The organism is Pseudomonas zanjanensis (assembly GCF_014268745.2).
Lineage (GTDB): Bacteria > Pseudomonadota > Gammaproteobacteria > Pseudomonadales > Pseudomonadaceae > Aquipseudomonas > Aquipseudomonas zanjanensis.
Genome location: NZ_JABWRB020000001.1, coordinates 3,433,784 through 3,459,385 on the forward strand (window position 1 = coordinate 3,433,784; position 25,602 = coordinate 3,459,385).

Below are 25,602 nucleotides of genomic sequence, written 5' to 3' on the forward strand. Positions count from 1 at the left end.
TCCTTGTCTTTGAGCCGATGGTACTCTGGTTGTGTTTTTTCACAACTCCATTTTATTGGCGATGGCGGGACTCATGCTGTGGCGAGCCGGCGATTTGGCCGGAAGCATTGGGCCAGATGAGCCAGGACATAAGCCAGCGATCACGGAGACCGATCACCGTAAGATCAACACCGCCGCCACCGCAATCACGGCCACCACGCCAAAGACCATCCGCGCGACCCACGGCGCGGTGAGCCAGACGCCGGTTACCCCGGCAATCTGCCCCACGTTCTTCTCGGTCAGGCGGAAACTCGGCTCCCGGAAAGGATTGCCGCAATGTGGACAGGCGTAGGCCTTGTCGGAAATTCGGGATGCGCATTCAGGGCAATCGATCAGACTCATTGCGTGACCTCAGGAAGAGACGAACTTGGGGTACTGACAAAGACCATGCCTTTCCGGTTTTTGTTCTGAGTCGAGTGAACCTTTTGAAAAGCACACGACGGAAAAGCGAACTGCTTCACAGCCAACAAGATAGCCCAACGCAATTGTTTCGGCCGAACCGCTACTGTGCAGGTTTTACGCGCCGAATAAGGTCGTCCAGCACGTAGGTGTCCAGAAAGGCTGTGACTTCAATGATCTGACCATTCTTGAAGGTCATGTGCCACAGGTAGGTGTTGTTGTAGGGTTTATGATCAAGCGCCGTGGCTGTTCCGTCCCACATCACAACCACGACATCATCCTGAGCAACGATGTTCTGCACCGTGGGGACAATCGGTGTTGCCAGCCGAGCGGTAATCGACCGCACGACATGGGCCAGCTCAGCCTTGTTGTTATAGACACCAGAAACAGGACTCGTCCCGGCCACGGTCCATTTCGCATTGGGCGCCAGCAGATCGAATACCGTGCCTTTGCCTTGTTGCCAATTCGCGAAGGCCTGGCGGACCAGATCCGTATTGGCGTTTTGAATAGGTTCCGAAGCCCAGACGTTACTCGTGGAAAACACTAAAGACAGTGCAAGAGCCTGGACGCGCCAAGCCAAATTCATCCATATGGTCATGATGTTCTCTCACAGCAATGCAGTTGATAGGACGCTCTTCCAAGAGAACCTTAACGGCGTGTGCCCAGAAACCTTTGCCCGATACTGCTGTGAGGTTGCCCGATGCTGTTCACTGGCGAGGTGCAACGACCAGCCGCTCATCAAGCAATTTTTTCCTTCAGCGTAACTACCTTCATGCCCTTATGCTCAGACTTCTAGGTCGCCGGAAAACCACCGCACGCTAGAGGAAAATGTTTCATTCCATGAGAGAGGCTGGTTTCCAGAATCGCCCGGCCAGCCAGCGACCGACACTCAAGGCCCAGGCCAACATAGCGATCAATCCGACACTAAGCAGCATCCCATTCACGCCCGTGCTGCTGATGAGCTTGCCGGCGATAAAGGGAAACCCGAATACGCCAATGAAGTAGGACAGGCTGAAAAGCAGCAGTGCCTGGGCGGTCAGTCCAGATGGCGCCTCGTTGGCAGCCAAGCCATTAATGACCGAATAGTTGAGACCATAACCGACCCCAAGCAATGCCGCCGTCAACCCGTAACTCAGGCTGTCATGAACCCACACACCGAACCCCGTCACGGCGACCAACGTCAGCGTGGTCAACAGGCAAGAAGTCGCAAAGGGGTCACGGCGGACCACCCACCCGGCAATCAACAACCGACAAGCGATAGCCGCCCCCATGAAACCGACGAAAAACAGGGAGTAATCAAGCCCCTGACTGGCTGCATAACTGGTCTGGAAACTGCCCAGGCCGCCGAAGATCGCGCCCCCCAGCCCCACCATCAAAATGGACAACGCTGAACGTGAGCGCAGCACATCCGTCGCCGACCTCAGCCCCATCCGTGCCTTATCGCCAGACCGGCGCTCCACTTCGGCAAAGCCCGTTCTCAGCCACCAAAAATACACCCCACCCAGCAATGCCGCGGCGGCGGCAAAGAAGAAAGCCGTCTGGATGGGTAGCCCGAAGGAACTGGCCAGCTTGCCTGAAAGAGGGCCACTACCGATCCCCGTCAACATGCTGCCCGACAAAAGCGCGAAGCAATGAGTCCGCCTGGCTGGCTCGACCATCGCTGCGACCATAATGGGCCCAACCGTGTAAAACAGCCCCCACCCAATCCCCAGCATCAAACCACAGGCCAACAAACCGAGGCCAAGGCCCGATAGCAGCGCAAACCCCATGGACGCAATGATCAGAAAACCAGCGCCAAGGGCCATGCACAGTGCTGCACCTATGCGCTGCATCAAATGCCCCGAGGCGACCACCGCGACCAGGGTACTCGTCATGGCAACGGCAAAGACTTGCCCCGCATCGCGCTCATTTCCCCCCAGGGAGGACACCAGCAGCGAGACCAGGAAAGTGGCGCCATAAGAAATGGACAGTAGGAAACTGGCTACGCAAAACAGGCCGAAGCGATTGGAGGGCTTGCCGTTGGAGAGCGGTGACATCGGTGTTTTTCCACGCGCTGAACAGGTCTTTTTGTAGCACGGCTACAGGCGGGGATAGTCGTTTGGGTGGCGGAGTCAAGGTTAGGAAGTTTGCAACTTTGCGCTGACGGCGTATCACCTGGGTGCCATTGCCCCCATCGTCATTTTTTTAAGACGGCAGAAACCACAAAACCCCTGGCTTTCTTGGAAAACCAGGGGTTTTGTGTGTATCGAATTTGGCGGTGAAGGAGAGATTCGAACTCTCGATACAGTTTCCTGTATACACACTTTCCAGGCGTGCTCCTTAAGCCACTCGGACACTTCACCGTATCTCGCTAAACTGTTCAGTCTGTCGAGGCGCGCTAATGTAGTCGAAAGCTTTTCCGATGGCAAAGGTTTTTTTCAGAATTTTCATGCGGTTAAGCTTCGTCGGGTATTCAAACGCGCCTGGGCAGGGCAAACCGGCCAATCTTCGGGGTTGCGTGGGTACTGCCCTATAGATGAAGGCGTGGCGGGATGGGCGGGCCAGGCTGTTTGCGAGGTTGGGGGCTGACCGGTGAGTCAGTCACGGCGCTTTACCTGGCCTTCGGCGGTGGGTAACGTCTGCGACACTTCTCTTACAAGGAATAGCGTCATGAGCGACTTGATTGCCTACCATCTCGAAGACGGTATCGCGACCCTGACCTTGAACAACGGCAAGGTCAACGCCATCTCGCCGGATGTGATTGCCGCGTTCAACGCAGCGCTGGACCAGGCGACGGCGGATCGGGCGGTGGTGATCATTACCGGGCAGCCGGGGATTTTGTCGGGTGGTTACGACTTGAAAGTGATGACTGCCGGTCCCAAGGAAGCGGTGAGCCTGGTCACGGCCGGCTCGACACTGGCCCGTCGACTGCTGTCGCACCCCTTCCCTGTCGTTGTCGCTTGCCCTGGGCATGCGGTGGCCAAGGGTGCGTTCCTGCTGCTGTCGGCGGATTACCGCATTGGTGTTGAAGGCCCGTTCAGCATTGGCCTGAACGAAGTGCAGATTGGCATGACCATGCACCATGCCGGTATCGAACTGGCCCGTGATCGCCTGCGCAAGTCGGCGTTCCACCGTTCGGTGATCAATGCCGAGATGTTCAATCCCCAAGGCGCCGTGGATGCCGGTTTCCTCGACAAGGTGGTGTCGGCCGAAGAACTGCGGGGCGCAGCCCTGGAAGCAGCGCGTCAGCTGAAAAAAATCAATATGTCAGCCCACAAGAACACCAAGCTGAAAGTTCGCAAGGCGCTGCTGGAAACGCTGGACAGTGCGATTCTGCTGGATCAGGAGCATATGGGCTGACGCTCACAAATCACTCAAACATCATTGTGGCGAGGGAGCTTGCTCCCGCTCGGCTGCGCAGCAGTCGTAAAAAACTGCCAGCCGTTTTTCCTGATACACCGTGTGGAATGGTTTGGGGCTGCTGCGCAGCCCAGCGGGAGCAAGCTCCCTCGCCACGGATTTAAGCCCCTCCCCTAGCGTTGGGCTTTTTCCTACATGGGCCGCTTAAAAATCTCCAACCGCTCTAGGACGCTTCTTGCGCACTACTTAGAAACATGCGCTTAAACATCGTCCATTTCCTACCTCTATAGGGGCAATTGCTGAAAACAGTGCACGTCCGTACACTGCGCCACCTTTTGTCCCGATGGGGCCCTGTAGATGCTGTTTGTATTGCGTATGTTGTTGATGGGCCTGCACTTTGTCCTGGCGGGTGTGCTTGGGGTGATTCTGGGCCTGTGCCGGCCGTTCAATCCGGACAACAGTCGTTTATGCGCCAGGCTGTACGCGTTGCCGGCCATGTGCATTTTGCGCCTGCGGGTCCGGACGCAGGTCGACACGCTGGTGAATAAACCCAACGGCTGCGTGATCATCGCCAATCACCAATCCAACTATGACCTGTTCATGTTCGGCAACGTGGTGCCGCGCCGTACCGTGTGCATTGGCAAGAAGAGCCTGAAATGGGTGCCGCTGTTCGGGCAGTTGTTCTGGCTGGCGGGCAATGTGTTGATCGACCGCGGCAACGCGATCAAGGCGCGACAATCGATGCTGACCACCACTCATACGTTGCAGCATGAGGACACGTCGATCTGGGTCTTCCCGGAAGGCACGCGCAACCTGGGCGAGGACCTGCTGCCCTTCAAGAAAGGTGCATTCCAGATGGCAATCGCCGCTGGGGTCCCGATTATTCCGGTGTGCGTCAGCAGCTACATCAAGCACATGCGCCTCAATCGCTGGCGCAGTGGCGACATTCTCATACGCTCGTTGCCGGCGATTCCTACGGCCGGATTGAGCATGGATGACATGCCCCGGCTCATCGCCGAATGCCGCGAGCAGATGCGCGAATGCATCGCGACCATGGACCGGCAGTTGCAAGCCGCGTGAATGGAAAACCCGCCCTACGGCGGGTTTTCTTTAACTGCCGAACTCTGCAGATTTCACTGACTCTCAAGCAACAGGGCGCGTTAAGCTGAACGCTGCCTGCCACTGCCATTCTCCAATAAGAAGTGAACCACCATTATGGGTAGAGTCGTTGCCGCTGCGGTTTACAGCGCCGGTAAGAAAGTCACCAATATCACCCTCGACGAAGGCAGCGCCTGGGCTGCCAAACCGGGTCACTTTGTATGGATCGGTCTCGAAGAGCCCAGCACGCTGGAGCTGACCAACCTGCAGCGTCAATTCAACCTGCACGAACTGGCGATCGAAGACGCCATGGAGAAACACAGCCGCCCCAAGCTGGAGACCTTTGGCGATGCGCTGTTCATCGTCACGTATTCGCCGATACGCAAGGACGGCAAGCTGGAGTTCATCGAGACCCATATCTTTGCCGGCAAGGGCTACGTCATCACCGCTCGCAATGGCCATTCAGCGTCCTACGCCCACGTCCGACAGCGTTGTGAGGCACGTCCCCTCTTGCTGAAGCATGGGGAAGATTTTGTCCTCTACGCCATCCTTGATTTCGTGATTGAAAACTACCAGCCGGTGGGTGAGGCCATTCACGCCGAAATCGATGAGCTGGAACGTAACGTGTTGTGCAGCTCCCTGAACGAGCGGGATATCCAAAACCTGCACAGCTTGCGCCGCGACGTGTTGCGCCTGCGTCGCTATGCAGCCCCCATGGTGGAAATCAGCGAAGAGCTGCAGCGACTCGACTTCCCCTTCATCGACAAGAACATGGGCCCGTACTTTCGCGATGTGCAGATTCACGTGACGCGGCAAATGGAAGACCTGGCGACCCTGGCCGACATCGCCAGCCAGACCATTGAAGTCGGCGTGCTGCTCGAAGCGTCGCGCCAGAGCGTGGTGCAACGCAAGTTCGCCGCTTGGGCGGCGATCCTGGCGTTTCCCACGGCCGTGGCCGGGATCTATGGGATGAACTTCGAAAATATGCCGGAGTTGGCCTGGCACTATGGGTATTTTCTGGTGCTTGGATTCATCGGAGTGGGGTGCACCGCTTTGTGGGCAAGTTTCAAGCGGTCGGGGTGGTTGTAGGCGAGCATCATCCGGTGGGATTTGTGTGGCGTCCATCGCGAGCAGGCTCGCTCCCACATTAAGTCCTGCTCGGCGTGTGACCTTTAGGCTTGGCTGGTTTCAACCTGCGGCTTGTGCGCCACAAACCGCATCATCCACTCCGCCACTGTGGTGCCGTGGTGCTCATGGGCCAGGCTTGCCACGCCCTGGCTGTAAATCTGCTCGCCGAGGTGTTGCTGGCGAATCTCCAGCAAGGCCCGGGAGTAATCGTGGATGAACTCCGGGTGGCCCTGGAAGCACAGCACCTGGTCGTTGATGTGGTAGGCGGCGAAGGGGCAGAAATCGCTGGAGGCGATGACGGTCGCGCTTTCGGGCAGTTCGGTGACCTGGTCCTGATGGCTGATCAGCAAGGTCAGTTCTTCCATCACCGGGCTCATCCACGGCGCCTTGGCCGCGAGTTTGTAGCGATGGGTGCCAACGCCCCAGCCTTGGGTAGCGCGCTCGGTCTTGCCGCCCAGCAACAACGCCAACAGTTGATGACCGAAGCACACACCGAGCAATTTGTCGCCGCGCTGGTAGCGCTCCAGCAGGTAGGTCTTGAGGGTTTGAATCCAAGGGTCGGTGCCAAAGGAGTCCGCCTTGCTGCCGGTCACCAGGTAAGCATCGAACGCCTCGTCATCGCTGGGGTAATGCCCCTCCATCACGTTGTACACGATGAATTCGGCCGCGATGGGCTGCTGTGAAAAAAGCCGCTGGAACATCTGCCCGTAACCCTGATATTGGTCGACCAGTTCAGGACGCAGGATATCGGTTTCCAGAATGCAGATGCGTAGCGACATAAAAAATACCTGACACGTGATGGGAATATTGCACACCCCAGAGCCTGCCTTGAAACACGGTCCCAAGGCAAGCCCCTTCCCTGGTTTGTCAGAACAGTTCGTGCCGGGCGGCTTTCTCCAACAACAAGGCCGGCGGTGAGAAGCGTTCGCCGTATTGCTCGGCCAGGTACTGGGCACGACCGATAAAGTCCGGCAGGCCGTATTGGTTGATGAATTGCAGCGCACCACCGGTCCAGGCCGCAAAGCCGATGCCAAGGATCGAGCCGACGTTGGCGTCGGCCGTCGAGGTCAGTACGCCCTCCTCCACGCAGCGCACGGTTTCCAGGGCCTGGATGAACAGCAGGCGATCCCGGATATCCTGCGGGGAAATCTGCCCGTCGACTTTCTCGAAGCGGCTCTTTAACTGTGGCCACAGATACTTTTGTCCAGTGGCCGGGTATTCGTAGAAGCCGGCGCCAGCGGCCTTGCCCGGGCGCTTGTATTCGTTGAGCAGCAAGTCAATCACGGCGAACGCCGGGTGCTCAGTCGGCGTTTTCCCTTCTGCACGCAGGTCCTTGGCGGTTTGCGTGCGGATATGGCTCATCAGGCCGAGGGAAACTTCGTCAGAGATCGCCAGAGGTCCGACCGGCATTCCGGCCTTGCGCGCTTCGGTCTCGATCATCGGCGCGCTCACGCCCTCGCCGAGCATGGCGATGCCTTCACTGGTAAAGGTGCCGAATACCCGCGACGTGAAGAAACCGCGACTGTCGTTGACCACAATCGGCGTCTTGTTGATCTGCAGGACAAAATCGAAACCCCGGGCCAGGGTCGCGTCACTGGTATGAGCGCCCCTGATGATCTCCACCAGGGGCATTTTTTCCACTGGGCTGAAGAAGTGCAGGCCGATGAACTTCGTCGGGTCCGGCACGGCCATGGCCAGGCCGGTGATAGGCAAGGTCGAGGTGTTGGAAGCGATCACCGCATCATCTCCCGCCACTGCCTGGGCGGCGGCCGACACGCTGGCTTTCAGGGCTCGATCTTCAAATACCGCTTCGATGATCAGGTCGCAACCGGCCAGGTCCGCGTTGCTGTCGGTAGCGTGAATCCGCGCCAGTGTGGCTTCGCGCTGCTCGGCAGTGAGTTGTCCGCGGGCGACCTTTTTATCCAGCAACGCCGCCGAACGGGCCTTGCCCTTCTCGGCTGCCGCCAGATCGACATCTTTCAGCACCACCGCAATGCCGGCCGCGGCGCTAACGTAAGCAATACCTGCCCCCATCATGCCCGCACCGAGCACGCCGACTTTTTTCGTCAGATATGGCGCCAAACCTTGTGGGCGAGAGCCGCCGGCCTTGATCTCGTTGAGCTGGAACCAGAAGGTGCCGATCAGGTTCTTTGCCACCTGGCTGGTGGTCAGTTCGGTGAAGTAGCGGGTTTCGATCAGGTGGGCCGTGTCGAAATCCACCTGGGCGCCCTCCACTGCGGCGCAGAGGATCTTCTCCGGTGCCGGCAGGCAGCCCTGGGTCTTGTTGCGCAGGATCGAGGGGGCGATTGCCAACATTTGCGCGACTTTCGGGTCGGACGGCGTGCCGCCCGGCAGCCGATAGCCCTTTGCGTCCCAGGGTTGCACGACGCTGGGGTTGGCGAGAATCCAGGCCCGGGCCTTGGCCAGCAGTTCGTCACGATCCTTCGCCAGCTCATCGATCAAACCTGCCTGGAGCGCTTGTTGCGCATTGACCTTCTTGCCCTCGAGCAGGTAGGGCAAGGCCTTTTCCAAGCCGAGCAGGCGCACCATCCGCACCACCCCGCCGCCGCCCGGCAACAGGCCGAGGGTGACCTCCGGCAAACCGAGCTGCACCGATGGCAGGTCCAGCGCCACACGATGATGGCAGGCCAGGCAGATCTCCCAGCCACCGCCAAGGGCCGCGCCGTTGATGGCCGCCACCACGGGCTTGCCCAGGGTTTCCAAGGCACGCAGCTGCGCCTTGAGCAGCAGGACCATTTCATAAAAAGCCTTGGCCTCGGGCTTGCCGACCTTGACCAGCTCGTTGAGGTCACCACCGGCAAAAAACGTGTGCTTGGCCGAGGTGATGATCACACCGGCAATCGAGTCCTTTTCAGCCTTCAAACGGGCGACGCAAGCGGCCATGGCCTCGCGGTAGCGCGCGTTCATGGTGTTGGCGCTCTGGCCCGGCATGTCCAGGGTCAGGACGACGATCCGGTCCTGGCCGGTTTCGTAACGGATGGCATCGGTCATGAAAGGTGTTCCTTGAAGTCGGGCTCAGAGGCGTTCGATGACGGTGGCAATGCCCATGCCGCCGCCGACACAGAGGGTCGCCAGGCCATAGCGCAGGCGACGCGCTTCCAACTCGTCGAGCAACGTGCCCAGGATTGCGCAGCCGGTGGCTCCCAAGGGATGTCCCAGGGCGATGGAGCCACCGTTGACGTTGACCTTGGCGGGATCGATGGCCATGTCCCGGATGAATTTGAGCACCACCGAGGCGAAAGCTTCGTTGACTTCGAACAGGTCGATGTCCTCCACCCGCAGCCCAGCCTTGGCCAGGGCCTTGCGGGTGGCCGGTGCCGGGCCGGTGAGCATGATGGTCGGGTCGGTGCTGGTGACGGCCGTGGCGACGATTCGCGCCCGGGGTTGCAGGCCCATGGCGCGCCCCTTGGCTTCGGAACCAATCAACATCAGCGCCGCACCGTCGACGATGCCGGAACTGTTGCCCGGCGTGTGCACATGATTGATTCGCTCGACATGGCTATACACCCGCAGCGCCGTGCCATCGAAGCCCATCTGGCCCATGGCTTCGAAACTCGGCTTGAGCTTGCCCAGGCCGTCGAGCGTGGAGTCGGCGCGGATGAATTCGTCGTGGTCCAGCAGCACGATGCCATTCTGGTCCCGCACGGCAACCAGGGATTTATCGAACGAACCGTCAGCCCGGGCGCGCGCGGCTTTTTGCTGGGAATGCAGTGCGTAACCGTCGACATCCTCGCGGCTGAAGCCTTCCAAGGTGGCGATCAAGTCCGCACCGATGCCCTGGGGAATGAAGTGGCCGTGCAGGTTTGACTGTGGGTCCAGCGCCCACGCACCGCCATCGCTGCCCATGGGCACCCGGGACATGGACTCGACGCCGCCGGCCACCACCAGGTCTTCGAACCCGGAACGCACTTTCATGGCCGCCAGGTTCACCGCTTCCAGGCCCGAGGCGCAAAACCGATTAAGTTGCACGCCGGCCACACTGACATCCCAATCGGCCACCAGCGCAGCCGTCTTGGCGATATCGGCGCCCTGCTCGCCCACCGGCGTCACGCACCCGAGCACGATGTCGTCAACCTGGCTGGTGTCCAGATCCATACGCTGCTGCAAGGCACTGAGCAGGCCGCCCATCAGGTTCACCGGCTTGACGCTGTGCAAGGCACCATCGGCCTTGCCCTTGCCGCGAGGGGTGCGTAATGCGTCGAAAATCAAAGCTTGGGTCATGACCATCCTCGAAACCACGGGCGTAATGCGATGCCTCAACCATAAGCCCAGCGGCGCCGGATTCAATGACCACAGCGCTCAATGACATTGACGACCACGCTCAGACGAACGGTAGCGAGCTATCGGGTTAACCGTTTCAGGAGGGCGAGCTGTCTAGCAAAAGGGCCAGCAGGAAGGTGGCAATCCGCCTCATATCATTTTTATAGCCACGAACTAAAAGCTGATACGAATTGGATCTAAGCCAAGGCGGCCGCGGCCCCTAATGTAATCCTTGTACAAGTAAGTCGTCGGGTTTTGCCGAGGCGCTTGTCGGAACAGGAAGTGCACCACCAGCCGTCATGGATATGCAGGCTGGTTTTTAGGAAATAACAAAAAAGGCGGGTCAGCCATGTTCAAACAATCGAAAGTTCGCCAAGCCGGACTCATTCTCTTTGCCACGACGCTGCTGTTGATTTTGCCGAATATCACCAAGGTGATTGGCTGAAACCCTGCGCGTGGGCACCTGCATCATCCAATGCGTTGTATCGCCAAAAAATGTGATGGGTTCACTGTTCGAGCTGCGATGGCTGTGCCAACCTTCGCGGCTCCCCTCGACATGGAAGGCGACCGATTTGAAAGCTCTCATTGTGTTCGGGGCGTTGCTGCTCAGCTCGCCCCTTTATGCCGCGCAACTGGTGCTGGAGTTGGGCGCGAGCACGCGCACCTGGCAAACCGAAGAACTGCTCAAGCACCCGGATGCGCGGACGGTCCAGATTGCCGAGGACGTTTCCTACAAGAAACCCATGAGTTATCGAGCCGTGCCACTGACTTCACTCCTGACGGGTATCCAGCCGGACGACCATCTGCAAGCCGTTGCCCTGGACGGCTTCGCTGCCGAAATGCCCGCGGCGCCACTCCTCGGCAAGAGCGGAGCCCGTGCCTGGCTGGCGATCGAGGACCCGGCCAAGCCTTGGCCGTCGCTGGGGGAAGGCAAGTCCAGCGCCGGGCCTTTTTATCTGGTCTGGACCGATCCGCAGGCGGGTCACATCAGCCCGGAGCAATGGCCCTACGCGGTGGCGAGCATCAAGCGCCTGTCGGCCGTGGCTGAGCGCTTCCCGGCCCTGCTGCCAGCGCCCAACCTGGCCAAGGACGACCCGGTCAATAAAGGTTTCGAGCTGTTCCAGAAAAACTGCCTGGCGTGTCATCGGCTCAATGGCGCCGGCGATGCGCAGTTCGGTCCTGACCTGAACGTTCCGTTCAACCCCACCGAATACTTCTCCGGGGATTTCCTCAAGCGCTACATCCGCGACCCGCAAGGCCTGCGACGCTGGCCACAGGGAAAAATGCCCGGGTTCTCCACAGCGGTGCTGCCGGACTCAGAGCTGGATTTGCTGGTGGGTTATTTGAAGCATATGGCGGGACGCAAGCAGCCATCGGCCCCGTGAGATCGCTTTTTTGTGGCGAGGGAGCTTGCTCCCGCTGGGCTGCGTAGCAGCCCCTTATAAAGCTTGCGAGCGCTTCGCACTCGAGCGGGAGCAAGCTCCCTCGCCACAGAAGCTCGCTCATTAGATGATCATTGTTGTTGCACCGTGATCACCGGCGCCGCTGTCACCACCAGCTTGGCGTGCATCTGCTCGCAACCGCCGCCGCGTCGCATGCCTCGCACCGGGCAGGCGTCCAGGTAATCCAGGCCCACGGCCAGTTTCAGGTGCCGCTCCGGACGGGCCAGTTGGTTGGTCACGTCAAAGCTGTACCAGGCGTCGTCCAGCCAGGCTTCTGCCCAGGCATGGCTCGCCAGGTGTTCGCTTTCTTCGCTGAACAGATACCCCGACACATAACGCGCCGGCACGCCCAGGCTACGCGCGCAGGCCAGGAAGGCGTGGGTATGGTCCTGGCACACCCCGCTACGACCGGCAAAAGCCTGGGCCGCGCTGGTCTCGATTGCCGTCGTGCCAGGGGTATAGATCATGTGCTGGTTCAGCCCCAGCATCAGGTCGATCAGCGCCGTGCGATCGCGACGCTGCTGGCATTGCTGCGCGGCGAAGGTTCGGAGAGCCTCGTCCGCCTCGGTCAGCCGGGTGAAACGCAGGAACGGCAGCGCCGACTGGCTTTCATGTTCGGCTTCGCGCGACGGATCGATATCCACCTGCCCGCGGGCGCCGATGATCACCGTTTCGTGGGGCTCATCCAGGGTCAGTACGTGCAGGATGTTTCCGAACGGATCCAGTTGCGCCCGCACTGGCCGTGGCAAATCAAGCTGCCAGCTCAGCACGTGCTGGCGTTCGCTGTCGTGGGGCGTCAGGCGCAGATATTGGATGCTGGCGCGAACCTGGTCTTCGTAGTGGTAGGCCGTTTCGTGGCTGATCGAGAGTCTCATATGACCTCCAGGTAGGAACTGTGAATGGCATTGCCCAGTTCACGGACCAGTGGGATGAATTCGGTGAGCCAGGCATGCAGGCCCCCGTCGAGGATTTCGTTGATGCCGGTGTAGCGCAGGCGTGCGTCCATTTCCGCCGCCAGCCGTTGTGCCTGCCGGCCGTTGGTGCCCGGCAGGCTGGCGAGGATCTGGTTGATTTCTTCAGTGCAGGCGCGCAGCGAGCGCGGCACGTCGGCGCGCAACAGCAGCAACTCCGCCACATGGCGAGCGCCCGGGGCCTCACGGTAGATCTCGGTGTAGGCCTCGAAGGACGACAAGGCCCGCAACAAGGCGCTCCATTGGTAGTACGCGTGGGCCGTGCCATCGCTGACCGCGTCGGCCTGGTCACCGGCCATTTCGTAGCGCGCATCGAGCAAGCGCAGGGTGTTGTCGGCCCGTTCGATAAAGGTCCCCAGGCGAATGAACCGGAACGCGTCGTTCCGCATGATGGTGCCGTAGGTTGCGCCGCGAAACAGGTGCGAGCGCTCCTTGATCCACTCGCAGAAACGGCTCATGCCGTAGCGATTCAAGCCTTGCTCGGCGATACCGCGAATTTCCAGCCAAGTGGCATTGATGTTTTCCCACATGTCGGCGGTGATTCGCCCACGTACCGCGTGGGCACTGGCTCGCGCGGAGCCCAGGCAACTGTAGATGCTGGCCGGGTTGGCCGCTTCCAGGGCAAAGAAATGCAGCAGGCGCTCGGCGTGCAGATCGCCGTGTCGCTCCCGGTAATCGTCCAGCGTGCCGGTGATCAGCAATGGCATGGCCAGTTCGTGCAGGCCGTCGCCACGCCCGTCCTGGGGCATCAACGACAACGAATAGCTCACGTCGAGCATCCGCGCGAGGTTTTCCGCCCGCTCCAGGTAGCGCGACATCCAGTACAGGTCCGAGGCGGTTCTACTCAGCATGGCAGCTCCTCAATCCTCGACCACCCAAGTGTCCTTGGTACCACCGCCCTGGGATGAGTTCACCACCAGGGAGCCCTCGCGCAGCGCCACCCGTGTCAGCCCGCCAGGGACCACGCGGGTCTCGCGGCCGGCCAGCACGAACGGACGCAAGTCGATGTGGCGCGGGGCGATGCCATTTTCGACAAAGGTCGGGCAGGTCGAGAGCGACAACGTCGGCTGGGCGATGTAGGCGTGCGGCTTGGCCTTGATCCGCTCGCGAAAGGCATCGATCTGCGCCGTGGTCGCGGCTGGCCCCACCAGCATCCCATAACCGCCGGAACCCTGGGTTTCCTTGACCACCAGGTCGGGAAGGTTTGCCAGTACGTGGGAAAGTTCAGCGGGATTACGGCACTGCCAGGTAGGAACGTTCTTCAGGATCGGCTCTTCGTCCAGGTAAAAACGGATCATGTCGGTGACGAACGGGTACACCGATTTGTCGTCTGCTACACCTGTGCCGATGGCATTGGCCAGCACCACGTTGCCGGAACGGTAGGAGGACAACAGACCCGGTACGCCGAGCATCGAATCCGGATTGAAGGCCAGGGGATCGAGGAACGCATCGTCGAGGCGACGGTAGATTACATCCACCGCCTTCGGGCCGTCGGTGGTGCGCATGAACACTTTGTCATCCCGGACGAACAGGTCGGCGCCTTCCACCAATTCCACGCCCATTTCCCGGGCGAGGAACGCGTGCTCGAAGAACGCGCTGTTGAAACGCCCCGGCGTCAACACCACGACGCTGGGGTCGTCCAATGGGCTGGAGCTTTTCAGGGTGTCGAGCAGCAGGTTCGGATAATGGTCAATGGGAGCGATGCGCTGGGCGGCGAACAGTTCGGGGAACAGGCGCATCATCATCTTGCGGTCTTCGAGCATGTAGCTGACACCGCTGGGCGTACGAAGATTGTCTTCGAGCACGTAGTACGTACCGTCACCGTCGCGCACCAGGTCAACACCGCAAATGTGCGCATAGATGTCACGGTGCAGGTCCAGCCCCTGCATCGCCAGTTGGTATTGCTCGTTGGCCAGCACCTGCTCGGCGGGAATGATGCCGGCGCGGATGATCCGTTGTTCGTGGTAGAGGTCGGCCAGGAACATGTTCAGCGCCTTGACCCGCTGGATGCAGCCGCGCTCCACCACCCGCCATTCGCTGGCCGGAATGCTACGCGGGATCGTGTCGAACGGAATCAGGCGCTCGGTCCCCTGCTCGTCGCCGTACAGCGTGAACGTAATGCCGGCACGATGAAACAACAGGTCGGCTTCGCGCCTGCGTTGCGCCAGCAGCTCGTCAGGCGTGTCGGCCAACCAGCGGGCAAACGCCTGGTAGTGCGGCCGGACCTGGCCGTCGGCGTCATACATTTCATCAAAACCGCTGCGGATCATGCCGTACTCCTTGTCACCCTGGCAGCAAGCTTCGCAAGCCCCGTGCCATCGGCATAAACGCTTTATGATCAACGGGTTGGATTCTCCACTTACAGGTCGCGCACTTTTATGGTGCGGCAAATCCCCCCAACCCGCTGCCCCCCGCTTCATTGCGACGCAGGGGCGTCGCTTTCATGAGCATAGTCACGGAAAAACGACGCGGCTTGGTCTGGATACAGTTAGGTACAAAACCTGGAGGAGAGGATGGTGGTGAGTCAGCGGGAAAATGATGTTGGTTTGCGGCCGCCATCGCGAGCAAGCTCGCTCCCACAATGAATTATCGGTGAGCACCCCTGTGGGAGTTTATTGGCGGCTAGCAGACATGAAAACGGCCGACACAAAGGTCAGCCGTTGCTGTGGTTGCGGTAAGTGATTGTCAGGCCTGCAGGCGCCGGATCTCTTGCTTGACGCCCCACCCTTCGATCACACCACCCAAAGGTTCGACGACGGCCTCGAAGTCTTGCTCGAAGTCGCCAATATCATCGTAAGTGGCGTACATCACCCGGCTCAGTTCCAATGACCAAGCCCCGTCGTCCCGTGCACTGATCTGCGCGTTCAACGATTCTCCCCGAAAATGACCTGCCGCCCTGCGCGCCCGCTCCTCGTCCGGGAAAATGGCGTAGAACTCAATGGGATGGAATCGGGAAAAATCGAAACCGCCTTCTTTCATGCGGCGCAATACGCTGGTGCTGATGTCTTCTTGATAGGCTGTGCTCATGAAACGTCCTCCTAAAACCGATGGATAGACTTTCCGTCTTCCCGTGCGTGAAGCCCGTAGGCTGCAAGCGATACGGCATCAAATGACCGTCGGGACACAAGCATGTAGCTGACAAGACCGGACCTTGGCGATCCTTTCGCTGATCTCAATTGCAGAGTAGCCGCAAGTGATGGCCACTGCCAAGCGAGACCAGGCAAGGTTTCATGAAATTGGTGTAATGCTGACGATTTCGATACTGTTCTGGGACTTGAGATTCTTGACCGTCGGGTCTTCGGTGCGGTTCTCCAAGTCGTTCATATCCAGCTTGTTGAGCACTGGAAGCAACCTTTCGCGAATCAGTTGGGCAGCCTGCTCCATGGTGGGCTTCTGGTCATAGTCGAACTGCTCGACGATGGTTTCACCGTGATCGTCAATGAAAGTGATTTCCCACTTTTGCATCAGTGTCTCCTTGATCAATTCAGGACCTGGCTTACCTCTATCTCGACATTGGCGATGGGACAATCGTTCCGCTGGATGCTCGGACGGCACACATGAAAAGACCGCCTCGGGGGCGGTCTTTTCATCAGCGAATACTGTTTATTTTTCAGCGCGCTCTTTCAACGCTTTTAATGTATTGAACGGCGCATCCACCACGAACTTGTTGGCCACCATGGACGGTACGCTACCACCCGGCTCGGTATGGACCTGATAGATCACTTCGACCTGGTCCGCGCCCTTGGGGGTGAACGTCCAGAAACCGTCGACCTTGGTCACACGCACAAAACCCTTCTCCTCAGGCAAGTACTTAGGTAAGCCCTTGAGCTTACGGGTGAGGCTGCCATCGGCGCCCTCCTCGGTCGTGACTTCCAGCACCGAGTCCCGGGGCGTTACCGGCCATGGCGTATTGAACTGGGTGTACGTCCAGCTCTGACTGCCTTCGTGCTTGAGCAGTTTCTGGCTCTTGCACTCATGAATCCAAGCGCAGGCGCCCGCAACGTCCTCTTGCAAGCTGCGCAGCTTGGCCATGGAGGTTTTCATCACTGTCACGCCGCGATAAGCCTTGTACTCGGAGCCCGCTACTTCACTGAGGGAAACCTTGATGCCGTCCTTCTCCTTGGCAACCTGCCAGTCTTCTGCCTGAGCGGTGGCCGTTGCCAGCAACACGGTCAACCCACACAACACAGCCATACGATGCAGCGAACCCATAGTGTTTTCCTTATTGTCCAAGTTCGTTCATTTCGGATCCGTTCATTGACCCATCACGCTGCCGTGACTTGCTCCCACCAACCGATCAAGCGGATGGCCTCTTCACTGCTGTCGCCGCACACCTCGATGTCGGCTTCGAACGCCGAGCATACCGCCGGGCGCTCCGACTGGCCGAAGATCTGGCACAGGTTATCGACGGACAATTGCACGCACCGTTCTCCCGCAGGCTTGCCTTGGGGCATCCCGGGGATAGGCGAACTGATAGAGGGGGCGATGCAACAGGCACCACAGCCTTCACGGCATTTCACGACAACCACATCCTCGCGACAGGTAATGATGAGTAACAGAACACAGAGTAACGGCTAAAACACTCGTTTTAAATTACCGCCTGCGTGTTTTTTTGCCCTTGGCGAGATGACCGAACGGTCAGTGACGAGCGGCACGCCTGTGAGAGGCCTACTGCTTGAATTCAAACTCCAGCGCCGCACCTTCCACCTCATTGCGCTCCTGATTGCGCAGTGGCAGCTGCATTTCATTGCTCAACAACCGGCCGTTGAGCTGGAACGGTCCGGGCTTATCTCCAAACATTGACGGCAAGAGCGGTTCACGCTTGGGCGGCTGCACCTTACCGGGTGGCTGAAGTTCCTCGACCATGTCACGGGGCAGGCTCAAGTCCAGCTTGGCCGGCGGCAATGGGGTCTTGGCGACTTCATGGGCGGATTTGCTCTTGGAAGCGACGGGCGCGCGCTTTTTCTTCGCCGCAGTCGCCTTTTTAGGGGAAGGCTTCTTGGCCGCTGCGGTTTTTTTCGGCGCGTTCTTCGTGGCACTGTCGGCCGGTTTTTCCTGCGTTGGAGCCGCCACGGCAACGCCTCCCATTTGGAAGGCACTCAACAGGCCGATCAAAACCCAGGCAACAGGAACAATGGCTTTCATAGACACAACGGCACTGACGGCAGAGATCCCCATGCTCGCCTGATAATCAGGCGCTGACAAGCACATCAAGCTAAGCCGCTGATTTCTATAGGAACCCGTTGGCCGTCTCTTGGCACAATTGTGTCGCCAACAATCCCAGCGTCATCAGGGCCCGCTCTGCCTCGCGGTTCCAGGGTGTGCCGCAGTTCAAGCGAATGCAGTGGTTGAACTGCTCGGTGTTGCTGAAGATAAGCCCTGGCGCGATGCTGATGCCTTGTTGCAACGCCCGCACATGCAATTCCTGGGTATTGACCCGCCCCGGTAGACTGACCCACAGGATGAACCCGCCAGTGGGACGGCTCATTTGCGTGCCTTCGGGGAAATACTGTTGCACCGCCAGCTGGAAAGCGCTGAGGTTCTTGCGGTACTCCTGGCGGATATAGCGCAAATGTCGGTCATAGCCGCCGTTTTCCAGGTACGCGGCGATGCCCATTTGCGTGACGCTGCATGCCGAGTGCGTGCTGAAGGTCTGGAGCCGCTGTATTTCCTGCTGGAATTTCCCCGCGATCATCCAGCCGATGCGCACGCCCGGTGACAATGTCTTGGAAAAACTCGAACAGTAGATGACCCGATCCAGCCGGTCGTAGGCCTTGAGGGCCTTGGTGCGCCCTTGCTCGAACATCAGCTCGCCATAGATATCGTCCTCGACGATCTGGATATCGAAGTCCGACGCCAGGCGCAGCAACTGCTTTTGCCGCTCTTCGGGCATGGTGCCGCCGAGGGGATTGCTCAGGCGCGTGGTCAGCACCAACGCCTTGATCGACCACTGGTTGGCCGCCAACTGCAAGGCCTCCAGGCTCATCCCGGTAACCGGGTCGCTGGGAATCTCGATGACCTTGAGACCCAACAGATCCGCCAGTTGCAGCAAGCCGTAGTAGGTCGGCGACTCGGCGGCGATCAAGTCCCCCGGCCGCGTCAGCACCCGCAAGGACATCTGCAGCGCATCGACGCAACCGTGGGTGATCACCACTTCGGAAGGGTCCACCACGACACCGGCATCGCGCATGCGAATCGCCACTTGGCGCCGCAACGGCTCGAAGCCCGGGCTGAACATGTAGCTGAACGCCCGCGGGCTGTGGAAGCGCGTGACCTTGGCCAATTGCTGATGCAAAGCCCGAACCGGCAGATAGTCGACGCTCGGTACGGCCGCGCCCAGGGGGAATACCCCTTCGCGGCGCGACTCGACCAATACCTGCTGGATGATGCTGCTGCGCGTCACCAGCCCCGGGCGCTCAACCCGGGCGATGTCCGGCGTCGGTGCGGTCAGGGCCGGCGTCTGGTGAACGTAGTAGCCCGATTGCGGCCGTGCGCGAATCAGCCCCTGGTCTTCAAGGTTCGCATAGGCCTGCAGCACCGTGGCGTGGCTGACGTTGAGCTGCGAGCTCATCTTGCGCACCGAAGGCACACGTTCACCAGGCTGATACACACCGCGCCGGATGTCTTCAGCCAGCTGTTGAGCAATACGTTGATAGAGCAGGAGGTTGGTCATGACGCAGCACTCGATTTCACGGGCATTTTATTCTTGTCGGAAACGATACCGGAACAGTTTAGAAGTGTACTGGGACAGTTGCCAGATTACTCGACAGTACAGTGGAGTGACAGCTCTAACTGTACTCATCCTGCATCGATTGCAGGGCCAAAAAAACCCGGCGCCTTTTACAGGGGCCGGGTTTTCCAGTGACGCAGCCCTTAGCGGGCGGCGCCGAGCTGGCCTTTTTCGTCGGAGAACACAATTTCCACGCGACGGTTCTGTGCCCGGCCACGCTCGGAAGCGTTGACGTCCACCGGATACTCATCACCGTAGCCTTCGACCTGGATGCGTTTTTCATCAATCCCCAAGTCCACCAGCACATCCGCCACCGACTGTGCGCGGTCGCGGGACAGCTTGAGGTTTTCCTGCTTGCCGCCGGTGCTGTCGGTGTACCCCTCGATACGCACCACGCGCTTGGGGTTGAGCTGCAAGAACTGCACGATCTTGAGCACGACCCGGTTGGCCGAGTTTTTCAGTTCCGCTTCGCCGGTGTCGAACAGCACGTCACCCAAGGTCATCACCAAGCCGCGATCGGTCTGGGTGGTCGCCATCGCCATGATCTGTTCTTCGAGCCATTTGCCCTGCTGCTGCACGCTCAACAATTTGGACTCACGCAAGGCCAACTGCAGGCGCTGGCGCTCCAGCTCGAGCTTCGCCGCGCGCTCTTCGTTGAGCACCTGGTTGCTGTGCTCTCGGGCGATCGCACTGTAGCGCTGGCTCAGGTAGGCGTAATGCTGCACGTCCTGACCGCTGCCCCAGTAGCTGGACAGGCGATCGGCACGGGCCAGGGACTCGCCAGCGCGGATCACGTCCCGGGGCGCGGCACGCAATACGTTGGCGTCTTCCTTGACCTTCTGGAAATCGGTGCTGGCCTGTTCGAGCGCCGCTTCGCTGCGCTGGCCGGCACAGCCATACAAGCTGGCAAGGCTGGCGAGGACCAGGCCGCCCAATACGTGGGAGTGCTTCATTGGGCATCCTCCCTCAATTGTTTGCGCAAGCGCTTGATGCGGGTGTCGAGCACGTTCAGTTGCTCCTGGCTCTTGAGGGTCAGCACCTTCGCTTCGGCCAGTCGGGCGTCGAGCTCAGCCTGTTCGGCCCGCATGCGCGCCTTCTTGTAGGATTCGTCTGCCATATTGGATTTGGCGCGGGCGAATTTCTCTTCAGCCAGTTTCAATTCGGGCACTTCGTCGACAGTGGCGCCAACGGCCCGGGCTTGCTTCAATGCCTGTTCGGTCAGGCGGATCTGTTCATTCGGCGCCGGATCGGCTGCGCAGCCCGCCAGAGCCAGAACGGCCAGGGCAGCGAAAAGAGGTCGAATAGTCACTAATGTTCCCTACTGTTTGGGGGCACTGACAGGTGGCTGCAACTGTGTGTTCCAACGCTCGAGATTGCGCTGCAACACAGCCTCTGTCAGACCGGACGCGGCCAATTCTGTCATCTTTTGCGCCAGCTGTCCGCGTAACCATGGGTCATTGCAGGCGGAGTTATGGGAAACCGCGAGGAACAGCCCGGGCTTGTCCACCGGTTGCGATACGGCTTGCAGGTCGCTGGCCATCCCCAGTGTCTGCGCCATCGCCAGGCCCGAATAGCGCCCTGCCAGGACATATTCCACCTCTCCCAGCAGCAATTTCTGAAAGGCCTGGGTCAGGTTGGGCGTGCGCACCAGGGATAAGTTCTGCTCGGCAAAGACGCCAAATCCTTGGGTCATGCGAGACTTTTCCGACAAGGCGCCGGAGTGACCGTGAAGATCTTCGGGCTGGTTGATGACCAGGCTCGAGTCCTTGCGTGTCCAGACCAGGTAATCGTTTTCCAGCAAGGGCGGATGAACGTAATCCAACGCGTCAAGCCCGGTGGCGGTCAGCGGAGCGTCGGTGAGCAGATCCATGCGCCCACTGCGCACTTCGTCCAGCGCCTGGGCGCGTTTGCCGGCATACAGCAGTTCGATCTTGATCCCCAGCTCCGCCGCGACGTGCGCCAGCAGATCGGCACCGGCACCGATCAGGTGCTTGGGGTCTTGAGGGTCTTGCCAGAGGTAAGGCGGTGCGTCCGGGCTGCCGGTGGCGATCAGTCGTTCACATTTGCCGGCGGCGAAAGACAGGCCCGGCACGAACGCCAACGCCCACAGCAACGACCAGCCGGTCAAGCGGCGCAGATCCATGGCGATAAGCTCCTCTGATGCGGAAAATAAAAAGCCCGGCCAAAGGGCCGGGCTCTTTATAAGTGAAGACGCCGGATTAGACCAGCTTCTCCAGCTCAGGGATGGCTTCGAACAAGTCCGCTACCAAGCCGTAGTCAGCCACCTGGAAGATCGGCGCTTCTTCATCCTTGTTGATCGCAACGATCACCTTGGAGTCTTTCATGCCGGCCAGGTGCTGGATCGCGCCAGAGATACCGACGGCGATGTACAGCTGTGGCGCAACGATCTTGCCGGTCTGGCCGACCTGCATGTCGTTCGGCACGAAACCGGCGTCGACCGCGGCGCGGGAAGCACCGACGGCGGCGCCCAGCTTGTCGGCCAGGGCGTACAGGTGCTTGAAGTTGTCACCGTTCTGCATGCCGCGACCGCCGGAAACGACGATCTTGGCAGCGGTCAGTTCAGGACGGTCGGACTTGGCCAGTTCTTCGTTGACGAAGCTGGAGATGCCGGCGTCGTGAGCAGCGCCTACGGCTTCAACCGCAGCCGAGCCACCTTCGGCGGCAACCGGGTCGAAACCGGTGGCACGGACGGTGATGACCTTGATCGCAGCGGTCGATTGCACGGTGGCAATGGCGTTGCCGGCGTAGATCGGACGCTTGAAGGTGTCAGCGCTTTCTACCGAGATGATCTCGGAGATCTGGTCGACGTCCAGTGCGGCAGCAACGCGCGGCAGGATGTTTTTGCCGTTCGAGGTGGCGGCAGCCAGGATGTGGCTGTAGCCCTTGCCTAGCTCGGCAACCAATGGAGCAACGTTTTCCGGCAACTGGTGAGCGTAGGCGGCGTTGTCGGCCGACAGTACTTTTGCCACGCCAGCGATTTTCGCAGCGGCTTCGGCAACGGCGCTTGCGCCCTGCCCGGCGACCAGAACGTGCACGTCACCACCGATTTTGGCAGCGGCAGCAACGGTGTTCAGCGTGGCCGGAGCCAGCGCCTTGTTATCGTGTTCGGCGATTACCAAGATAGTCATAGTCAGATTACCTTCGCTTCGTTTTTCAGTTTCTCGACCAGTTCAGCCACCGACTTGACCTTGATGCCCGCGCTGCGTGCAGCCGGCGCTTCGACTTTGACGGTCTTGTTGGTGGAGGCGGTGGAAACACCCAAAGCATCCGGAGTCAGCACTTCAAGCGGCTTCTTCTTGGCTTTCATGATGTTTGGCAACGACGCATAACGCGGCTCGTTCAGACGCAGGTCGGTGGTGACGATGGCCGGCAGTTTCAGGGAAACGGTCTGCGCGCCGCCGTCGATCTCGCGGGTCACGGCAACGCTGTCGCCGGACACTTCGACTTTGGACGCGAAGGTGCCCTGACCGTAGCCGCTCAATGCCGCGAGCATCTGGCCGGTCTGGTTGTTGTCGCTGTCGATGGCCTGTTTGCCGAGGATCACCAGCGATGGCTGTTCCTTGTCGACAACGGCCTTGAGCAGCTTGGCCACGGCCAGGGAAGTCAGGTCTTCGGCGGATTCGACGAGGATGGCGCGATCGGCACCCAGTGCCAGCGCAGTGCGCAGTTGTTCCTGGGCGGTGGTCGGGCCGATGGAGACGACGACGATTTCCGTTGCCACGCCTTTCTCTTTCAGGCGGACGGCTTCTTCCACGGCGATTTCGCAGAAGGGGTTCATCGACATCTTGACGTTGGCGAGGTCGACGCCGGAGTTGTCCGCCTTGACGCGAACCTTGACGTTATAGTCGACCACTCGTTTGACAGCTACAAGAACCTTCATGGATTCCTCGTTACTCTCCGGTGAAAAAAAGTCGCCTAGGCGAACCTGGCGGTTGATGCTCATGGGCGCAAGGGCACCTCTAAAAACGCCGGCATGAACCACACATGACCCAGCTCACGGGAGTGAAGACCATTCGTCAGTGATGACCGATGAGTCATTCATTATCGCGGCGTGTAAACTGCGCCTCGGAACCGCGCAATACGTCACTTTGTGCTGCCTTCGCCCTGTCTTTAGAGGTGCTCTTGGAACCAACAGTCAGCCTACGGCGAGCGCAAAACCGCCCGTATCTTGACCGGAACGCCTATTCCGGTCAATACGGCAAAATGGTCAGTCATAAGCCGTACGTCAGTGATTTATCTGGGCTGCGGCAATTTCAAACAAACGTTTGTATTGGACCCTGAGAGTGGTGTAGATATAATGCGCCGCTTAAGAGAGACCCGCGTTTCATCCATTGCCGCTTTCGTCGCTTTTCGCGAAGGAAACAACGGATGCAACGCCAAACCTCCAATTAGAAAAACTGTGAGCCTTGAGTAGGAGATAGCCTGTGGAACGCGAATACATGGAATTCGACGTGGTCATCGTCGGTGCCGGCCCCGCTGGCCTGTCTGCCGCTTGCCGACTGAAACAGAAGGCCGCCGAAGCCGGTAAGGAAATCAGCGTTTGCGTGGTCGAAAAAGGTTCCGAAGTCGGCGCGCACATCCTCTCCGGCGCGGTGTTCGAACCCCGCGCCTTGAATGAGCTGTTCCCGGACTGGAAAGAACTCGGCGCACCGTTGAACACGCCCGTCGTACGCGATGACATTTATGTCCTGAGAAACGCCGAGGCCGCGAGCAAAATCCCTGACTTCTTTGTGCCCAAGACCATGCACAACGAAGGCAACTATATTATTTCCCTGGGCAACCTGTGCCGCTGGCTGGCCCAGCAAGCCGAGAACCTGGGCGTGGAAATCTACCCGGGCTTCGCCGCCCAGGAAGCGCTGTTCGACGAAAACGGCGTGGTTCGCGGCATCATCACCGGCGACTTGGGTGTCGACCGCGAAGGCAATCCAAAGGAAGGCCTCTACACCCCTGGCATGGAATTGCGTGGCAAATACACGCTATTCGCCGAAGGCTGCCGTGGTCACATCGGCAAGCAACTGATCAAGCGCTTCAACCTGGACAGCGAGGCCGACGCCCAGCACTACGGCATCGGCCTGAAGGAAATCTGGGAAATCGACCCGGCCAAGCATCAACCCGGCCTGGTGGTGCACACTGCTGGCTGGCCGCTGGACATCATGGGCACCGAGAACACCGGCGGATCCTTCCTCTATCACCTGGAAAACAACCAGGTGGTGGTCGGCCTGATTATCGACCTGTCCTACAGCAACACCTTCCTGTCGCCGTTCGACGAATTCCAGCGCCTCAAGCATCACCCGGTGCTCAAGCAGTACCTGGAAGGCGGCAAGCGTGTCAGCTACGGCGCCCGTGCCATCTGCAAGGGCGGCCTGAACTCGCTGCCAAAAATGGTCTTCAAGGGCGGTGCGCTGATCGGTTGCGACCTCGGCACCCTGAACTTCGCCAAGATCAAGGGCAGCCACACCGCCATGAAATCCGGCATGCTCGCCGCCGAGGCCGTGGCCGATCGCCTGTTCGCCGAGTCCGAAGGCGGTGATGAACTGACCGCCTACGTCGACAGCTTCAAGAACAGCTGGCTGTACGAAGAGCTGTTCGCCAGCCGCAACTTCGGTGCGGCGATTCACAAATACGGCGCGATCATCGGTGGCGGCTTCAACTGGCTCGACCAGAACATCTTCGGCGGCAAGATTCCGTTCACCCTGCATGACAACAAGCCCGACTACGCGTGCCTGAAACTGGCGGCCGATTGCAAGAAGATCGACTACCCGAAACCAGACGGCAAGATCAGCTTCGACAAACTCAGCTCGGTGTTCATCTCCGGTACCAACCACGAAGAAGAACAACCCTGCCACCTGAAGCTGACCGACCCGAGCATCCCGATCAGCAAGAACCTGCCACTGTACGACGAACCGGCCCAGCGCTACTGCCCGGCTGGCGTGTACGAAGTGGTGACCAAGGAAGACGGCGAGAAGCGCTTCCAGATCAACGCCCAGAACTGCGTCCACTGCAAGACCTGCGACATCAAGGACCCTGCGCAGAACATCACCTGGGTATCGCCGGAAGGCGCTGGCGGGCCGACTTACCCGAACATGTAAGCCGACACGCCGAACATCGAGGCTCCCGCAATGGGGGCCTTTTTGTTGCCTGTGACCCAACAAGC

25 protein-coding genes and 1 tRNA gene are annotated in these 25,602 nt (G+C 59.7%); 5 read left to right on the forward strand and 21 right to left on the reverse strand.

The window, feature by feature from the left end; all coding sequences use genetic code 11:
- Positions 1-153: 153 nt before the first annotated feature.
- From HU715_RS14520 to HU715_RS14535, 4 genes are all read right to left on the reverse strand, one after another.
- Positions 154-381, reverse strand: a complete 228-nt coding sequence (locus tag HU715_RS14520; protein WP_186707235.1) for a zinc ribbon domain-containing protein — start codon at positions 379-381, stop codon at positions 154-156.
- 160 nt (positions 382-541) lie between these two features.
- Entirely contained in the window at positions 542-1,024 is a 483-nt protein-coding gene (locus tag HU715_RS14525) for a nuclear transport factor 2 family protein (RefSeq protein WP_186707246.1), read from the reverse strand.
- A gap of 247 nt (positions 1,025-1,271) precedes the next feature.
- The gene (locus tag HU715_RS14530; protein WP_186707234.1) at positions 1,272-2,474 is read right to left on the reverse strand and encodes an MFS transporter; all 1,203 of its coding nucleotides are present in this window, start codon (positions 2,472-2,474) and stop codon (positions 1,272-1,274) included.
- A 216-nt stretch (positions 2,475-2,690) separates the two neighbouring features.
- Positions 2,691-2,780: transfer RNA gene (locus tag HU715_RS14535), tRNA-Ser, on the reverse strand.
- Positions 2,781-3,087: 307 nt separating this feature from the next.
- Between HU715_RS14535 and HU715_RS14540 the strand changes: the two genes are divergently transcribed.
- From HU715_RS14540 to HU715_RS14550, 3 genes are all read left to right on the forward strand, one after another.
- The gene (locus tag HU715_RS14540; protein WP_186707233.1) at positions 3,088-3,777 is read left to right on the forward strand and encodes a crotonase/enoyl-CoA hydratase family protein; all 690 of its coding nucleotides are present in this window, start codon (positions 3,088-3,090) and stop codon (positions 3,775-3,777) included.
- A 357-nt stretch (positions 3,778-4,134) separates the two neighbouring features.
- Positions 4,135-4,857, forward strand: coding sequence for a 1-acylglycerol-3-phosphate O-acyltransferase (locus HU715_RS14545; RefSeq protein ID WP_186707232.1), 723 nt, complete (start codon positions 4,135-4,137; stop codon positions 4,855-4,857).
- Between the two features lie 135 nt (positions 4,858-4,992).
- Positions 4,993-5,964 (forward strand): magnesium and cobalt transport protein CorA, encoded by a 972-nt coding sequence (locus HU715_RS14550; protein WP_186707231.1) that lies wholly within the window; start codon positions 4,993-4,995, stop codon positions 5,962-5,964.
- A gap of 83 nt (positions 5,965-6,047) precedes the next feature.
- Here the strand turns inward: HU715_RS14550 and HU715_RS14555 are convergent, their stop codons facing one another.
- The 3 genes from HU715_RS14555 to HU715_RS14565 form a co-directional block, all read right to left on the reverse strand.
- Positions 6,048-6,782, reverse strand: a complete 735-nt coding sequence (locus HU715_RS14555; protein ID WP_186707230.1) for an amidotransferase — start codon at positions 6,780-6,782, stop codon at positions 6,048-6,050.
- Positions 6,783-6,870: 88 nt separating this feature from the next.
- Positions 6,871-9,015, reverse strand: a complete 2,145-nt coding sequence (locus tag HU715_RS14560) for a 3-hydroxyacyl-CoA dehydrogenase NAD-binding domain-containing protein (protein WP_186707229.1) — start codon at positions 9,013-9,015, stop codon at positions 6,871-6,873.
- 24 nt (positions 9,016-9,039) lie between these two features.
- The gene (locus HU715_RS14565) at positions 9,040-10,245 is read right to left on the reverse strand and encodes an acetyl-CoA C-acetyltransferase (protein WP_186707228.1); all 1,206 of its coding nucleotides are present in this window, start codon (positions 10,243-10,245) and stop codon (positions 9,040-9,042) included.
- A gap of 611 nt (positions 10,246-10,856) precedes the next feature.
- Here HU715_RS14565 and HU715_RS14570 point away from each other — a divergent pair.
- The gene (locus tag HU715_RS14570) at positions 10,857-11,669 is read left to right on the forward strand and encodes a c-type cytochrome (RefSeq protein ID WP_186707227.1); all 813 of its coding nucleotides are present in this window, start codon (positions 10,857-10,859) and stop codon (positions 11,667-11,669) included.
- A gap of 128 nt (positions 11,670-11,797) precedes the next feature.
- Here HU715_RS14570 and HU715_RS14575 read toward each other — a convergent pair whose 3' ends face one another.
- The 14 genes from HU715_RS14575 to HU715_RS14640 all read right to left on the reverse strand — a co-directional run bounded on the left by HU715_RS14575 (position 11,798) and on the right by HU715_RS14640 (position 23,328).
- Positions 11,798-12,601 (reverse strand): transglutaminase family protein, encoded by an 804-nt coding sequence (locus HU715_RS14575; RefSeq protein ID WP_186707226.1) that lies wholly within the window; start codon positions 12,599-12,601, stop codon positions 11,798-11,800.
- Positions 12,598-13,548 carry an alpha-E domain-containing protein gene (locus HU715_RS14580; RefSeq protein ID WP_186707225.1) on the reverse strand — a complete coding sequence of 317 codons (951 nt, stop codon included), beginning with the start codon at positions 13,546-13,548 and terminating at the stop codon, positions 12,598-12,600. The genes HU715_RS14575 and HU715_RS14580 overlap by 4 nt, the downstream gene beginning before the upstream one ends.
- A 9-nt stretch (positions 13,549-13,557) precedes the next feature.
- Positions 13,558-14,967 (reverse strand): circularly permuted type 2 ATP-grasp protein, encoded by a 1,410-nt coding sequence (locus tag HU715_RS14585; protein ID WP_060741264.1) that lies wholly within the window; start codon positions 14,965-14,967, stop codon positions 13,558-13,560.
- Positions 14,968-15,382: 415 nt separating this feature from the next.
- A complete protein-coding gene (locus tag HU715_RS14590) occupies positions 15,383-15,724 on the reverse strand; it encodes a ribonuclease E inhibitor RraB (protein ID WP_003179463.1) in 342 nt (113 codons plus the stop codon).
- A 201-nt stretch (positions 15,725-15,925) separates the two neighbouring features.
- Complete coding sequence (locus tag HU715_RS14595) at positions 15,926-16,162, reverse strand: hypothetical protein (RefSeq protein WP_186707224.1); 237 nt, start codon at positions 16,160-16,162, stop codon at positions 15,926-15,928.
- Positions 16,163-16,300: 138 nt separating this feature from the next.
- Entirely contained in the window at positions 16,301-16,909 is a 609-nt protein-coding gene (locus HU715_RS14600) for an START domain-containing protein (RefSeq protein WP_186707223.1), read from the reverse strand.
- Positions 16,910-16,962: 53 nt separating this feature from the next.
- Positions 16,963-17,217, reverse strand: coding sequence for a YkgJ family cysteine cluster protein (locus HU715_RS14605; RefSeq protein WP_186707222.1), 255 nt, complete (start codon positions 17,215-17,217; stop codon positions 16,963-16,965).
- Between the two features lie 148 nt (positions 17,218-17,365).
- A complete protein-coding gene (locus tag HU715_RS14610) occupies positions 17,366-17,842 on the reverse strand; it encodes a translation initiation factor 2 (RefSeq protein WP_186707221.1) in 477 nt (158 codons plus the stop codon).
- A gap of 85 nt (positions 17,843-17,927) precedes the next feature.
- Positions 17,928-19,370, reverse strand: coding sequence for an aminotransferase-like domain-containing protein (locus HU715_RS14615; protein ID WP_014339472.1), 1,443 nt, complete (start codon positions 19,368-19,370; stop codon positions 17,928-17,930).
- A gap of 200 nt (positions 19,371-19,570) precedes the next feature.
- Positions 19,571-20,380 (reverse strand): OmpA family protein, encoded by an 810-nt coding sequence (locus HU715_RS14620; protein WP_186707220.1) that lies wholly within the window; start codon positions 20,378-20,380, stop codon positions 19,571-19,573.
- Positions 20,377-20,736 carry a DUF4398 domain-containing protein gene (locus tag HU715_RS14625; RefSeq protein ID WP_186707219.1) on the reverse strand — a complete coding sequence of 120 codons (360 nt, stop codon included), beginning with the start codon at positions 20,734-20,736 and terminating at the stop codon, positions 20,377-20,379. Before HU715_RS14625 ends, HU715_RS14620 begins: the two co-directional genes overlap by 4 nt.
- 9 nt (positions 20,737-20,745) lie before the next feature.
- The gene (locus HU715_RS14630; protein ID WP_186707218.1) at positions 20,746-21,570 is read right to left on the reverse strand and encodes a substrate-binding periplasmic protein; all 825 of its coding nucleotides are present in this window, start codon (positions 21,568-21,570) and stop codon (positions 20,746-20,748) included.
- Positions 21,571-21,646: 76 nt separating this feature from the next.
- Positions 21,647-22,576: an electron transfer flavoprotein subunit alpha/FixB family protein gene (locus HU715_RS14635; protein ID WP_053123770.1), complete on the reverse strand. Its 930-nt coding sequence runs from the start codon at positions 22,574-22,576 to the stop codon at positions 21,647-21,649.
- 2 nt (positions 22,577-22,578) lie between these two features.
- Entirely contained in the window at positions 22,579-23,328 is a 750-nt protein-coding gene (locus tag HU715_RS14640) for an electron transfer flavoprotein subunit beta/FixA family protein (protein WP_003179445.1), read from the reverse strand.
- 544 nt (positions 23,329-23,872) lie between these two features.
- On the opposite strand from HU715_RS14640, the gene HU715_RS14645 reads away from it, so the two are divergent.
- A complete protein-coding gene (locus HU715_RS14645; protein WP_186707217.1) occupies positions 23,873-25,537 on the forward strand; it encodes a 4Fe-4S dicluster domain-containing protein in 1,665 nt (554 codons plus the stop codon).
- Positions 25,538-25,602 lie beyond the last annotated feature (65 nt).

Excerpts from the sequence above, each read along its gene's own strand:
- HU715_RS14560 (WP_186707229.1), bottom strand. The coding sequence starts at position 9,015 with ATGACCGATGCCATCCGTTACGAAACCGGCCAGGACCGGATCGTCGTC.
- HU715_RS14610 (WP_186707221.1), bottom strand. The coding sequence starts at position 17,842 with ATGAAAGCCATTGTTCCTGTTGCCTGGGTTTTGATCGGCCTGTTGAGT.
- HU715_RS14585 (WP_060741264.1), bottom strand. The coding sequence starts at position 14,967 with ATGATCCGCAGCGGTTTTGATGAAATGTATGACGCCGACGGCCAGGTC.
- HU715_RS14615 (WP_014339472.1), bottom strand. The coding sequence starts at position 19,370 with ATGACCAACCTCCTGCTCTATCAACGTATTGCTCAACAGCTGGCTGAA.
- HU715_RS14590 (WP_003179463.1), bottom strand. The coding sequence starts at position 15,724 with ATGAGCACAGCCTATCAAGAAGACATCAGCACCAGCGTATTGCGCCGC.
- HU715_RS14640 (WP_003179445.1), bottom strand. The coding sequence starts at position 23,328 with ATGAAGGTTCTTGTAGCTGTCAAACGAGTGGTCGACTATAACGTCAAG.
- HU715_RS14595 (WP_186707224.1), bottom strand. The coding sequence starts at position 16,162 with ATGCAAAAGTGGGAAATCACTTTCATTGACGATCACGGTGAAACCATC.
- HU715_RS14600 (WP_186707223.1), bottom strand. The coding sequence starts at position 16,909 with ATGGGTTCGCTGCATCGTATGGCTGTGTTGTGTGGGTTGACCGTGTTG.
- HU715_RS14530 (WP_186707234.1), bottom strand. The coding sequence starts at position 2,474 with ATGTCACCGCTCTCCAACGGCAAGCCCTCCAATCGCTTCGGCCTGTTT.
- HU715_RS14550 (WP_186707231.1), top strand. The coding sequence starts at position 4,993 with ATGGGTAGAGTCGTTGCCGCTGCGGTTTACAGCGCCGGTAAGAAAGTC.
- HU715_RS14635 (WP_053123770.1), bottom strand. The coding sequence starts at position 22,576 with ATGACTATCTTGGTAATCGCCGAACACGATAACAAGGCGCTGGCTCCG.
- HU715_RS14575 (WP_186707226.1), bottom strand. The coding sequence starts at position 12,601 with ATGAGACTCTCGATCAGCCACGAAACGGCCTACCACTACGAAGACCAG.
- HU715_RS14545 (WP_186707232.1), top strand. The coding sequence starts at position 4,135 with ATGCTGTTTGTATTGCGTATGTTGTTGATGGGCCTGCACTTTGTCCTG.
- HU715_RS14565 (WP_186707228.1), bottom strand. The coding sequence starts at position 10,245 with ATGACCCAAGCTTTGATTTTCGACGCATTACGCACCCCTCGCGGCAAG.
- HU715_RS14540 (WP_186707233.1), top strand. The coding sequence starts at position 3,088 with ATGAGCGACTTGATTGCCTACCATCTCGAAGACGGTATCGCGACCCTG.
- HU715_RS14555 (WP_186707230.1), bottom strand. The coding sequence starts at position 6,782 with ATGTCGCTACGCATCTGCATTCTGGAAACCGATATCCTGCGTCCTGAA.
- HU715_RS14630 (WP_186707218.1), bottom strand. The coding sequence starts at position 21,570 with ATGGATCTGCGCCGCTTGACCGGCTGGTCGTTGCTGTGGGCGTTGGCG.
- HU715_RS14525 (WP_186707246.1), bottom strand. The coding sequence starts at position 1,024 with ATGAATTTGGCTTGGCGCGTCCAGGCTCTTGCACTGTCTTTAGTGTTT.
- HU715_RS14580 (WP_186707225.1), bottom strand. The coding sequence starts at position 13,548 with ATGCTGAGTAGAACCGCCTCGGACCTGTACTGGATGTCGCGCTACCTG.
- HU715_RS14620 (WP_186707220.1), bottom strand. The coding sequence starts at position 20,380 with ATGAAGCACTCCCACGTATTGGGCGGCCTGGTCCTCGCCAGCCTTGCC.
- HU715_RS14520 (WP_186707235.1), bottom strand. The coding sequence starts at position 381 with ATGAGTCTGATCGATTGCCCTGAATGCGCATCCCGAATTTCCGACAAG.